This is a genomic window from Aeromonas sp. HMWF014 (genome assembly GCF_963878295.1).
Taxonomy (GTDB): Bacteria; Pseudomonadota; Gammaproteobacteria; order Enterobacterales; family Aeromonadaceae; genus Aeromonas; species Aeromonas popoffii.
Window position 1 is genome coordinate 1 of the sequence record NZ_CAWNYS010000255.1, and the last position, 10865, is coordinate 10865.

Annotated in this window: 15 protein-coding genes and 1 pseudogene; 11 read left to right on the forward strand and 5 right to left on the reverse strand. The window is 51.1% G+C overall.

Going from position 1 to position 10865, the window contains the following annotated elements; translation table 11 throughout:
• Together AAC083_RS10355 and AAC083_RS10360 are read right to left on the reverse strand one after the other, a co-directional pair.
• A partial coding sequence (locus AAC083_RS10355) for a lactate/malate family dehydrogenase (protein ID WP_219927878.1) occupies nucleotides 1–406 on the reverse strand: 406 nt, incomplete at its 3' end.
• Between the two features lie 25 nt (nucleotides 407–431).
• Nucleotides 432–1499, reverse strand: a complete 1068-nt coding sequence (locus AAC083_RS10360; protein WP_108536535.1) for a cupin domain-containing protein — start codon at nucleotides 1497–1499, stop codon at nucleotides 432–434.
• Between the two features lie 251 nt (nucleotides 1500–1750).
• Here AAC083_RS10360 and AAC083_RS10365 point away from each other — a divergent pair.
• Nucleotides 1751–2953: pseudogene (locus tag AAC083_RS10365) on the forward strand (IS256 family transposase).
• A 22-nt stretch (nucleotides 2954–2975) separates the two neighbouring features.
• On the opposite strand, the gene AAC083_RS10370 reads toward AAC083_RS10365, so the two are convergent.
• Nucleotides 2976–3311: an H-NS family histone-like protein gene (locus AAC083_RS10370; protein WP_258224653.1), complete on the reverse strand. Its 336-nt coding sequence runs from the start codon at nucleotides 3309–3311 to the stop codon at nucleotides 2976–2978.
• A gap of 118 nt (nucleotides 3312–3429) precedes the next feature.
• Complete coding sequence (locus AAC083_RS10375; protein ID WP_146181646.1) at nucleotides 3430–4509, reverse strand: hypothetical protein; 1080 nt, start codon at nucleotides 4507–4509, stop codon at nucleotides 3430–3432.
• Between the two features lie 471 nt (nucleotides 4510–4980).
• Between AAC083_RS10375 and AAC083_RS10380 the strand changes: the two genes are divergently transcribed.
• Both AAC083_RS10380 and AAC083_RS10385 read left to right on the forward strand, forming a co-directional pair.
• Nucleotides 4981–5193, forward strand: a complete 213-nt coding sequence (locus AAC083_RS10380; RefSeq protein WP_108536537.1) for a helix-turn-helix transcriptional regulator — start codon at nucleotides 4981–4983, stop codon at nucleotides 5191–5193.
• 361 nt (nucleotides 5194–5554) lie between these two features.
• On the forward strand, nucleotides 5555–6538 hold the full coding sequence (locus tag AAC083_RS10385) for a YagK/YfjJ domain-containing protein (protein WP_108536538.1): 984 nt from the start codon (nucleotides 5555–5557) through the stop codon (nucleotides 6536–6538).
• 138 nt (nucleotides 6539–6676) lie between these two features.
• Here AAC083_RS10385 and AAC083_RS10390 read toward each other — a convergent pair whose 3' ends face one another.
• Nucleotides 6677–7021 carry a helix-turn-helix domain-containing protein gene (locus AAC083_RS10390; protein WP_041216040.1) on the reverse strand — a complete coding sequence of 115 codons (345 nt, stop codon included), beginning with the start codon at nucleotides 7019–7021 and terminating at the stop codon, nucleotides 6677–6679.
• A gap of 281 nt (nucleotides 7022–7302) precedes the next feature.
• Here AAC083_RS10390 and AAC083_RS10395 point away from each other — a divergent pair, with 281 nt between their 5' ends.
• The 8 genes from AAC083_RS10395 to AAC083_RS10430 form a co-directional block, all read left to right on the forward strand.
• Nucleotides 7303–7656, forward strand: a complete 354-nt coding sequence (locus AAC083_RS10395) for a hypothetical protein (RefSeq protein ID WP_108536539.1) — start codon at nucleotides 7303–7305, stop codon at nucleotides 7654–7656.
• An 11-nt stretch (nucleotides 7657–7667) separates the two neighbouring features.
• On the forward strand, nucleotides 7668–7820 hold the full coding sequence (locus AAC083_RS10400) for a hypothetical protein (RefSeq protein ID WP_042034774.1): 153 nt from the start codon (nucleotides 7668–7670) through the stop codon (nucleotides 7818–7820).
• Between the two features lie 11 nt (nucleotides 7821–7831).
• Nucleotides 7832–8506, forward strand: coding sequence for a hypothetical protein (locus AAC083_RS10405; RefSeq protein ID WP_108536540.1), 675 nt, complete (start codon nucleotides 7832–7834; stop codon nucleotides 8504–8506).
• Nucleotides 8507–8590: 84 nt separating this feature from the next.
• Nucleotides 8591–9154 carry a lecithin retinol acyltransferase family protein gene (locus tag AAC083_RS10410; protein ID WP_108536541.1) on the forward strand — a complete coding sequence of 188 codons (564 nt, stop codon included), beginning with the start codon at nucleotides 8591–8593 and terminating at the stop codon, nucleotides 9152–9154.
• A gap of 36 nt (nucleotides 9155–9190) precedes the next feature.
• Complete coding sequence (locus tag AAC083_RS10415) at nucleotides 9191–9616, forward strand: DUF2787 family protein (RefSeq protein ID WP_181364711.1); 426 nt, start codon at nucleotides 9191–9193, stop codon at nucleotides 9614–9616.
• A 10-nt stretch (nucleotides 9617–9626) separates the two neighbouring features.
• Nucleotides 9627–10055 carry a hypothetical protein gene (locus AAC083_RS10420; RefSeq protein ID WP_108536543.1) on the forward strand — a complete coding sequence of 143 codons (429 nt, stop codon included), beginning with the start codon at nucleotides 9627–9629 and terminating at the stop codon, nucleotides 10053–10055.
• A complete protein-coding gene (locus AAC083_RS10425) occupies nucleotides 10030–10332 on the forward strand; it encodes a hypothetical protein (RefSeq protein ID WP_108536544.1) in 303 nt (100 codons plus the stop codon). The genes AAC083_RS10420 and AAC083_RS10425 overlap by 26 nt, the downstream gene beginning before the upstream one ends.
• Before the next feature lie 90 nt (nucleotides 10333–10422).
• The coding region (locus AAC083_RS10430) for a JAB domain-containing protein (RefSeq protein WP_108536545.1) at nucleotides 10423–10865 on the forward strand (443 nt) is incomplete at its 3' end.

Here is a 10865-nt window from a genome sequence, read left to right on the forward strand (position 1 = left end):
CCACTGGATTGACCGCATTGATGATGTGGCAGTCGGGTGCAATGAATGGCTTCGCGCGGCTGAAAATTTCCGTGCTGAGCTGCAAGTGATCGTCCAGCAACGCCTGGCGATCGTGCATCGGAAAGGTTGAGGGCACGCCATAGCAGCACAGGATCACGTCGGCCCCGTCAATGTGGCGATAGTCATCCGTAACAACAATCTTGGGCAAGTTCGCCTGGCTGTGGCGTGAGAAGAGATGCTCCGCCAGCAGGCCATCAAGAATATCTTCGCAAACGGCTGAATACTTTTCGGTATTTCGGCAGAGGATGACTACCTCATTGAGACTATCGCGCCGCTCGGCCGTGCTTAACAGCGCGTTTAGCGTCTCTTGCCCAATACCGCCGAATCCCAGAAAAACAATTTTCATGACTGCACCTGATGGCCCGCTTGGCTTATGCTTCGATCAGTTCAGCCAATCTTTCGTACTGCTTCTCAACCATGCTCCAGCTTTTATCGAGCATGGTTTTGACGCGCTGGAATTGTTCTTCGGTCATGCCCTTGAAGAACGCCTTGTCCACTTCCTGATGGTCGCCATCGAATTCGGAGTGATCCTCGAAGTGATTCTGTTTGCTCGGATCGAAAATGTGCTTGATGTTGTTATAGAAGACGAAAGCCGAACCTTCGATGACAAAATGCACCAGGATAGCCTGTTCCAAGTTATCCAGAGTCATCATCTGATGGTTGAACCAAATGCACAGCGCCTCGAAGATCGCATCTTCGCGTACCTGAAGGTTGTCGCGACTGTTGCGTAGTACTTCGTCATGGCCGAATTCCTCTTTCAGATGTTCACTGAAGAAGCATGAGAAGCGAGTGTCTTCGCAAAGCGCGCTACGCAGCAGCACCATTTTTTGGAACTGATCGGATAGAATCTGCAGGTAGTCCAAGAACAAGGATTTTTTTGCTTCGGAGAAGGTTTTGTCCTTGGCGAACGCAGTAAAGATCTTGTTGGCCTTGTAGCGCTCGATGTAGTGGGCATTGTGCGCTTTCAGTTGGTGATAGTAAGCGTAAGGATCGTTATCAAAGGTAACCAGCGGTTTGCTCGGATCTTCATAGAGCCCGCGCTCTTCAAACTGGATCGACAGTCCCCAGTAACCGTTATCACCCGCACCGATAAAGCCGTGATCGGCCCCAGGCGGAATGCAGATGATATCGCCAGAAACGGCCAGACGGTCAATGCCATCTCCCAGCAAGATCGCTTCACCTTCACAGATGATATACAACGAAGAAATCGGATGAACATGAACATCCAGTTTTTCGTTTTTCGCCAAGCGAACCCAGCTTACGGCCAGGCGTGCCTGTTCGGGAATAAAGCAATTGATTTCCGCATTAGCGCGGAAATTCTTCACTTCACCCAAAATCTTCTCAATCCCGTTTTCTGTAATGCTTTTTATGGTCTCCATGTCCGCACGGTGGTACAGGGAAAACACAGGCTTACGGTTGTATTCAGTTACATGGCTCATTAAGACACTACTCATCTAAGTAATAAAAAGGATAAAAATAGGAAAAAACAGAAACGGATTCAATCGGCGTCGACAATAGCACAACCCAGAGTGAAAGCGTGAACATTTTGTTAATGCGTGGTCGTTTTTTTGATGCAGGGGATGAGTAGGGTCTCCAAGAAATCACTGCTCATTCCGAGCCTGTAAATCCAATTGTGTAACCGCCCACGAATAAGTAACTTTTGCAAAAGGATACCTTCGTGGGTAAGCAAATGGACCAAGACAAACTCAAAGCACTCGCCGCTGAGCTGGCAAAAGACATCAAGTCTGGAAAGATCTCGGCACCCTCACCCAACAGCTGATCAAGCTCACCGTCGAGAGCGCGCTTAATGCCGAGATGGACGAGCATCTGGGCTACCAGATACACGCCCCACAAGGCCGTGGGACCGGCAACAATCGCAATGGCTATTCCACCAAACGCCTCAAAGGGCAGCACGGAGAGGTCACCATCCAGACGCCTCGTGACCGTAACTCGTCCTTCGAACCTCAGTTTGTCCGCAAGGGCCAGTCACGCCTGACCCAGATGGACGACCAGATCCTCGCCCTCTACGCCAAGGGCTTGAGCACCCGGGATATCGTTGACGCGTTCAAAGAGATGTATGACGCCGACATCTCGGCGGGGCTGGTATCGAAGGTGACCGAACGCGTCATCGAGCAGGTCCACGAATGGCAAAACCGGCCGCTGGATCCGCTCTATCCCATCGTCTATCTGGACTGCATTGTGCTGAAACCAGCGGGTGATTAACAAGTCGCTCTATCTGGCACTGGGCATCAATATGGAGGGTCACAAGGAGCTGTTGGGCCTGTGGCTGGCCGAGACCGAAGGGGCAAAGTTCTGGCTGTCGGTCCTGACCGAGCTGAAGAACCGTGGCCTGGAAGACATCCTGATTGCGTGTGTGGACGGTCTCAAGGGCTTCCCTGATGCGATTGCTGTGGAGTATCCGCAGACCAAGGTTCAACTGTGTATCGTCCACATGGTGCGCAACTCGCTGCGCTATGTCTCCTGGAAGGACTACAAGGCGGTGACGGCGGAGCTGAAGCAGATCTACCAGTCTGCGACGGAACGTGAGGCTCAGCAGGCGCTGGCGGCCTTCGGCGAGCGCTGGGATAGCCAGTACCCGCAGATAACGCGCTCCTGGCAGAGTAACTGGGCCAATCTGCTCACGCTGTTCGATTATCCCCCCGCCATCCGGAAGGTGATTTACACCACCAATGCGATCGAGTCACTGAACAGCGTGCTGCGTAAAGCGACCAAGCAAAGGAAGCTCTTCCCGACCGACGACTCGGCGCTAAAAGTGGCGTTTCTCGCGATACAGCAGGCCTCCAAGAAATGGACCATGCCGATCCAGAATTGGAAGCTTGCCCTAAATCGTTTTATTATCGAATTCGGTGATCGCCTGAACGGTCACTTGTAATGGAGTGGGCAGTTACACAGAATTATTTACAGGCTCTCCAAGTGCGCTCTACACCATTCTCAACATAGCGGTATTTCGGTGGACGAGGGGCTCGTTTAGCTTTGGCCGTAGTTGCTGCTGGAGTACTGCCAACCAACTCAGTCGGGTCGATACCAGCTTGAGCCAACATCGCTTGGAACTCAGCCAGCTTTTGCTGGTGCTCAGCTTGGGCAGCTTGTTCTTTCTCAGCCAGCTCCAAACGTTCCAGATAAATCAGCTCGATTTTCTCGTGGGCTTCTTTTACTTGTTCCAAAGACAGCTCGCGCAGAGCAGCCCGCAGACTACGGATGCTCAATAGCACGTTCAGAAAATCACTCATTCAGAACCTCCATATAAATAGTGGGAAGATGCGTTCATAAAAAATATAAACCTTGTGTTACAAACACCTTGCCGCTCTCTTAACGAGAGATATATTTCAGATCTGATCATTTTAACGATTAAGGATAGTATTTCTGATATTCTTTTTCGATCATATCCTCTACCATCTGATAGATCCTACGGTTAGAATCCTTAGCCATTTTTTTGAGTTTCTCATGATGTTCTTCCGAGAGGGGAACATTAATAACTTTGCGATCACTTGTTTTCTGTCTGTGCTTTTGCTGTGAACCACTATTTCTCAGTGACGCCATCCATATTTTCCGATGCTCTAATGGCAACAAGTCATATAAGGTAATTAAGGTTGCCTTTATTTGTTCGTCATTATTCGACCTTGATATATCAACCCAATCAGGAGTCTTGAATTTAAGGTATTTTTTTTGCGTGTACTCCCAGGCCCAGCTTACTATTGCTTCATTTTTATTTAGCCAATCCTCCATTTTTGATTTGTTTTTAATTTTAAGCCACGCATCTTCGAACTTCTTCATCTGCCGTTCTTTGATGTCTACTGACTCATCCCATAGGTCAAAAAAGCGTATTATGTATTTTATTTTGTCATGACTTTTATTCACATGAATGGGAAGGTTTAACTGGTGATAAACGCTCTTATTCAGATTTAAAATATCGATTTCTGGCTCTCGCGTCCGATTATCCATGTCATCTTCGTCATCTGTAATCTCCAGAGTTTGATTACATTTAAGACCATATTGATAACTGTGTGAAGATAGCAGTGAAGCCCAGATGAAGTTACATAAGCGTTCATTATCTGGCGAAATCCAGTTAAAACTCTCCAAGCTAATACAATGGTGATAAAAAATATCCAGCATCATCCTCTTTACTTCACGAGGGTCTTCAAAATCTCTCCCATGAGTTTTTAATTTTATTGTTCTTAGCTTTTCAAATAATAAGTCCCCTCCCCACTTATATGTAGCCAAGTCAGATGTGAATGAATTTAGTTTATTAGCAGCATCTTCTATTCCTGGTATTGAATAACCTCTTCTTCGCCGAACTTTTTCTCCTATATCATCTTCAAAAAAATGGTAGAGAAACATAATTTCTCTTTCTTCTTTCTTCGGATTCCACGTCACTTCAGCCATCTCAACCTCGCCACCATCGATACCTACCACACCCTCAGGAGCCACAAGCAGGTATGCCTCTAAGGAGTCCTATTTATGCTCTCTCTGGTAGCAAAAGAATCTGCACCAAACCAAGCGAAAAAATATTACTATGTAGATTTCTGGTTGTAAATGGTAATTTTTAAGTGGTTTTTGAGTATAAAATCAGACCATTTTTGGTTGATTTAAAGTTGATTGTGTGATTATGAAAGTAAAGGTTCTATGTACCCCGTCCCCCTATAGGGAGCCCTCCCACCTCCTCTATGGGGAGCTGGATGATCTGCTCGGGGGCAATCCGACCCCTCCTCACTACCTCACCAGATGATCTATTCCATAACAGAACGCCTGAGGAGATATGAAGCTGTAGCCATGTGGTGCGCAGATAGCTATATCCGCAAAGTCTGTCGCGGATTATACCTCCAGCCTGAATCGAGCTGGTTTTTTTTCACTGGCCCGCCCTTCTGATGAAGAACACCCGCATCATCAGGAGTACACACCATGAGTAAGCCCATCAAAGTTCTGCGTATAAAAGACCTCATCAGTAAAGTCGGTATGGCGCGGTCTACCATATACGACCGCATCAACCCAAAGTCACCACGCTATGACTGTAGCTTCCCAAAACCCATCAAGCTGGGTTTGTCCGCTGTCGGCTGGTTAGAGCATGAAATTGATGCCTGGGTCGAAAACTTGATAAACCAAAGAGAAGTCTAATTTACCCTTCATTACCTCCATAACTTACAACCTTCAAAAAGAGTGTATTAATACATTGGAGCGGAGTAAGAATTCACTTTCTGCTTATATATGGAAATCCATGTTTCAAGCCCTACTTCGGGAGACTGAGCATTAAGGTATATTTATTATTGGTCATTACACTCTGTTGAATACTACACCAGTATCATTACATCCTATTCATTACTACATCTCTATCCTGTTAGTTACTACAACCATCCAATAACCATCTCATCATCCACCATTAGGTGGTGATATTAACACTCACCATTTATCCCTTCCCCTGATATACGCGTGTGTCTATCACATCGCGTAGGGGTAACCTTGCCTAAAAAGAGGATCTATGTTTAATAGAACGAGACTAATATCCATCATTGCACTTGTGAACAGCTTAAATGCTGAAACAGCACCGATGGTCTCTTTGATAACCACACCACCAAACAAGCTGTGTTTTACCAGCGAAACAAAAGGATTGTTCGATGCATTGGAGGATGCTGATGACTATTTCTATAGCCATACAGACATTTCATCTTCACATCCTACGGTGGCATTGTTTTTAAGCCATATGCAAGGTGTGCATGGGCTAGCACAAATCAAGCAACAGGAATTAGATGAAGATACGGCAAATATAATTGCACACGACATTAATCAGGCGTTGATAGCATTTCACCACGTCCTGTATAGCAAGGATCACCAGAAGCGGCTGGACAACAGATTAAGAGCAGCACCTCGTAACAGTCAAAGCCTTGAGAAATATATTCCGACGCTATTTCTCAAGTATTCCAAGCTACTGTTCATCCGCTTGGACTTTGGCTACAAGGAGAAGGTTTACTGTCGGCTAACGCCCGAGACGGCGATGGAAGATCGCAGGCGCTATCTGGCCATCATCAAGCGACAATTCCCTGAATTAGTTGGATATATCTGGAAGATGGAATATGGCCAAGACCGGCGCTTTCACATGCACACCGTGTTTATCTTCAACGGTGCTCGTCATCAGCAGGATCGCTCACTAGGCCGATTACTGGGAGAGCACTGGGAAGAGTACACCAATGATCTTGGCACCTATTTCAACTGTGCCCACCTTCGTGAGCACTACCAAGCACGGGGAATCGATGGGATAGGCGTGGTGCATTGGGATGATGAGCAGAAGCAGGAGAAGCTGTTAAAAGCGCTCGGGTATCTGACCAAGCACGATGAGTTGATGCTGGCCACTCTCCCTTCAGGACGTCGTACCTTTGGCCGCATGGAGATCCCCGAAGCAAGTAATCGTCGCGGTCGCCCACGCATCCGCCGTTCAGGGCTGCCGGTGCTGATCGAGTTCGATTGAAAAAGATCTCAGACAGATATTATCTAGGGAGAGTAAACAGATATCGCTGTGAAGCTGCTTGGGAGCGCCATTGCGGCCTCCCAAGCCATCGGCCTTGGCATCGGGTGTCTGTCAGTCACAGATGCTCACTGTGGGCCATTAAGGCGCCAGTCGCGCCACCAGCTTATCAACCACCTCCAACACCAGCTCCCTGTCGGCAGCCTTGAGCTTGGCCAATTGCTGGCTGAGCACAATGCCTTGTTCGGTAGGGCGGTTGCTGGTTTCACGCAGGAAGTCTGCCAGCTCACACTCAAACAGCTGGGCGAGCTCTGCCAACCGCACCACGGTCGGTACCACTTTTCCCCGCTCCATCCGGGAGACCGCTTCCATCCCGATATCCAGGTGCTCCGCGACTTGCTCCTGGGTCAGCCCCGCTTGCTGGCGTTGCCGTCCAATTGCTTTACCTACGCTCTTGGCAAGTTCTTCAAAGTTGACGTCTGTCATAAGTCCTCCAGTCAGCACGTATGCTTGACCATGGACTCGTTGACATTAAGGGCGAATTTAGTTGAGACTCGACATGGAAGGTTGAGTTTGTTTGAATATATAGATTGATATTGGAAAGGAGAGTCTTCTACACGGCATAAATTCCAACCCACTTTCTTCAGTAGCGCTTGGCTAACTGCCAGCCCACTCGCTGACATTACCTGTATGACCCCGCTTATCCGAGAGGCCTGCCTCATCGGTCAGGCACCCTTTTGTCCTTTTCATGTTACAGGAGACCACACATGAAACGCTACCTTATCGCTGCTGCAGTGCTTGCTGCCTCAGCGGTTATCTATACCAGTGCCTCTGACGGCACCAAGGCGTTACCGCCAGAATTCAAACTCGACCTGTTCTACAACTCACTGGGCCGTCCCCAGTTACAGGTAACATCCCTCAATGATGCCGTCACCATCAAAAAGATCCTCATCAACCGTGGGAAGTGTGTGGCGGTAGGCCCCTACGGGATAGACCGCACGTTCCCGGTATCACTCAAGTACAGCCAGCGCACCCAGTTCTCCCTGATCCCAGGCACCTGCAACTTGCTCGAAGCCACCGTGTTCACCGATCAGGGTGAAGCGGCTTACACATTCCAGTAGGAGGTTCATCCATGCCATTAATTCTGCTCTGGGTGGGACTTGCGTTACTGCTGGGCTTTGTTGCTGCCGGTAACGGTCGCTCTTTTTGGGGCTGGTTCATTCTCGGGTTAATTATCGACCCCATTCTGGCCGGACTGCTGTACTGGCTGATTAGTAAAGACTGATGGAGGGACACATGATGACACTGTTCGCCCGGACACTACGAGCGGCCACGCTGGGGCTCCTGCTCAGCTGTTCGATGGCAACCTTCGCTGCCGATGGCGCGCTGGAGATTGAGACAAAGGTCCCTGCCACCCTGAGCGGGAAGCTGAGCTACGCCAGCATGAAGTACTGGGTCGAGGTGCCTGGACAAGGGGCTGTTGAGATATGGACCAATGATGAAGCTTACGCCGCCTTGATTGACCTGGTGGGAACACAAGTCTCGCTTGAGGGGGCCATGGTGACCTTCACTGATGGCAGCGTCTATTTTCAGCCCAAGCTGGCGCAAGCATCAGCCGGATTTACGGTGCGAAAAAATGACGAGGTGAACTTCGATGTGCTGCTCAATGGTGAGCTACTGACTCATCACGACAGTTATGCCGGTGTCGATGTGGCCCACCAGTTTGCGATACAGGGTGGTCAGGTCGCGCTGATTGAGCTGTTCAGTGGTGGCGTGGGTTGCCCGGTGCTCTACCAGCTGGTTGTGGCCAGACAAGATTCGCCCACCATGATATCGAGCGAGTTTGGGACGTGCAGTGACCAAGGCAAGTTGAGCCCCGACACCAACGGCTTTACCCTCAATTTACCCGGTAATCCCAGCGAGCGCTGGGTATGGGATGCCAGCAGCCTGACGCTGCGCAAGCAATCCTGACCACCAGCCACCACACATTCACCACCATCAGGGCACCTTCGGGTGCCCTCTGTTTTATGCCGCATTTTATTAAAGGAACTGTCCATGCCATTACCACAACCGGGGGACCACCTCGTTTCCCCCCGTACCGGTTACCAGCACCACGGCCTCTACCTGGGAGACCAGCAGGTCATCCACTACCTGGGGTTCAGTGCCGGTGAACTGTCCGGCCAGATAACCATCACTTCCCTGGCTGAGTTTTGCCAAGAGCACGATTACCACATCCAGCACCATGAGACTCGCGCCTACAACCGGGAGGAGAGCATGGACCGTGCCTATTCTCGCCTCGGGGAGGCGCACTACAGCGCGCTCTTTAATAACTGCGAGCACTTCGTGCTCTGGTGTATCGAAGGCTTTCACTACAGCAAGCAGATTAACCAGCGGATTGCGACCGGGTGGGTGGCGCATCAGGCTTTGCGTACGGTGGCAAATCAGCCCACCACTTCAGCACTCGCAGGGCTGGCCACCAGCACCATGCTAAGTACGTCTACGCGCACAGTGCTTGCGGCAACAGCGGGTTCGCTGCTGAGCACTACTGCCACTCCCATCACGCTTTCCCTCGCCGCCACTTATGGCCTCTACCGCGCCTGGCGCTGGCTAAGGGATTAACGGTTCTCACATTCGATACAAAAAGGACACACCATGATGACCATGCCATTTCACCTGGCAGGGATGACCCTGCCGATTTCACCCACGCTACCTGACTTGCTGCGCAGCGTCGTGCGGGAACAACTGCTCGACCTCACCAACCTCTCGACCCTGACCTTCAACTTTCGCAGCCCCGGCTACAGTGCCGAAAAGGGTGGCGTCCATCCGGTAGAGCTGCGGCTTATTCGGGGATTGCACGGCTGGGTCTTCGATTACATCACCGACTTCAGCTACCAGGGCCTGGGCCAGGATGCCGAGCTCTGCAAGGAGCTCGACTTCAACCTCTCCTGCGACGAGCACTATCTGCAAGGCTGGGGGCCACTGCCCGGCGTGGAAGCGCGGGAACTGTTTGCAATGTGGCAGAGCAATTTCATTAGCTACGCCCAGTTGGGGTATTTCACCGTCACGGTCAGCGGGGATTAGGAGGTGTGTGATGACTAACGGACTGCCGCTCTCTCACTATTCACGCCAGTGGCTGGGACTGGTCGCGGCCAAAACCAAACTACAGCCGATTCGCCAGGGCGAGCACTGGTTGCTGCACCTGACTCCTGGTAGTCCAAACGCCCGCACCGTCACGCTGCATCTGCGCTGGTCTGGGGTGCAGTGGCAGCTGCTCTCCCTCACCAATGCCGAGGACTGGCACATCATGAGTCAGCCCGTGGATGAAATCTGTGTAGACCCCACGCGTCGCTGTTTCTGGCGATGTCAGACTGGCCCCGTCCCACTCTCTGAGCAGCCCTGCGTGCTGGGGAGCTTTCTGAGCGACCTGCAGCGTACCTGCATCCACCACGGCTATCGTGTGGAGAGTGACCCCTTACCCCAAGAGGAGACACCAGATGCCCAAACAACCGATAGCCGTTGAGCTTGAAGCGATTAATCGAGATGGCGAGACGCAGGTGGTACGTGACAGTGGTCTGACCGTGCAGGGCTACAGCGTCTACCTGCGGGCAGTAGAGGCCAGCGGCCTTGCTCTGGCTACTTGGGTAGCTGATTACGACACCATCGGCCCAGCTTACGAACTAGCCGAGCGCCTGAGCCTTGCACTCGCTATTCCGCTCACCGTACTGGTTCCCGAACCGTTGATACCGGTGAAGCGTGAATCCGTCGACACGACAGGCCCCATCACGACGGCCAACTGAACTACTCTCACAGTGAACCAACAACCTCTCTACCTTTGACCCCGACATGCTTCCTGCGTGCCGGGGTTTTGTTTATTTGGAGAACCCCACATGCGTTACCACAAACTCAAAGCCGGGGAATGCCCCGGCACCTATGTCGTCACCGAACCCGTGACCGAGCAAGACCTGCTGCGCATCGCCAACCAGATTGCCCGCAAACGCCTGGCCAAAGGCACTGCCATCACCAGTACCACCGAGGCCGCCGAGCGACTACAAACCTTACTGCAAGACCGGGAGCACGAAGTGTTTGGGGCACTGTTCCTCGACTCCCAACATCGTGTCCTGGCCTTTGAGGAGCTGTTTCGCGGCACCCTCGACAGCGCCAGCATCTACCCACGGGAAGTGGTCAAGCGGGCCCTGATTCTCAATTTCGGGGCCATCATCGCGGTTCATAATCACCCCAGCGGTGACCCAGAACCCAGCCACTGTGACCGGGTCTTTACTAAGGCTATGTCCCAATTACGTGTTGCATGGGGCGCCCCAGCGCCTCATGC

What these genes read in the sequence shown, in the direction of transcription:
- AAC083_RS10360 (WP_108536535.1), bottom strand. Translation starts at nt 1,499, where the DNA reads ATGAGCCATGTAACTGAATACAACCGTAAGCCTGTGTTTTCCCTGTAC.
- AAC083_RS10370 (WP_258224653.1), bottom strand. Translation starts at nt 3,311, where the DNA reads ATGAGTGATTTTCTGAACGTGCTATTGAGCATCCGTAGTCTGCGGGCT.
- AAC083_RS10380 (WP_108536537.1), top strand. Translation starts at nt 4,981, where the DNA reads ATGAGTAAGCCCATCAAAGTTCTGCGTATAAAAGACCTCATCAGTAAA.
- AAC083_RS10385 (WP_108536538.1), top strand. Translation starts at nt 5,555, where the DNA reads ATGTTTAATAGAACGAGACTAATATCCATCATTGCACTTGTGAACAGC.
- AAC083_RS10390 (WP_041216040.1), bottom strand. Translation starts at nt 7,021, where the DNA reads ATGACAGACGTCAACTTTGAAGAACTTGCCAAGAGCGTAGGTAAAGCA.
- AAC083_RS10395 (WP_108536539.1), top strand. Translation starts at nt 7,303, where the DNA reads ATGAAACGCTACCTTATCGCTGCTGCAGTGCTTGCTGCCTCAGCGGTT.
- AAC083_RS10400 (WP_042034774.1), top strand. Translation starts at nt 7,668, where the DNA reads ATGCCATTAATTCTGCTCTGGGTGGGACTTGCGTTACTGCTGGGCTTT.
- AAC083_RS10405 (WP_108536540.1), top strand. Translation starts at nt 7,832, where the DNA reads ATGATGACACTGTTCGCCCGGACACTACGAGCGGCCACGCTGGGGCTC.
- AAC083_RS10410 (WP_108536541.1), top strand. Translation starts at nt 8,591, where the DNA reads ATGCCATTACCACAACCGGGGGACCACCTCGTTTCCCCCCGTACCGGT.
- AAC083_RS10415 (WP_181364711.1), top strand. Translation starts at nt 9,191, where the DNA reads ATGACCATGCCATTTCACCTGGCAGGGATGACCCTGCCGATTTCACCC.
- AAC083_RS10420 (WP_108536543.1), top strand. Translation starts at nt 9,627, where the DNA reads ATGACTAACGGACTGCCGCTCTCTCACTATTCACGCCAGTGGCTGGGA.
- AAC083_RS10425 (WP_108536544.1), top strand. Translation starts at nt 10,030, where the DNA reads ATGCCCAAACAACCGATAGCCGTTGAGCTTGAAGCGATTAATCGAGAT.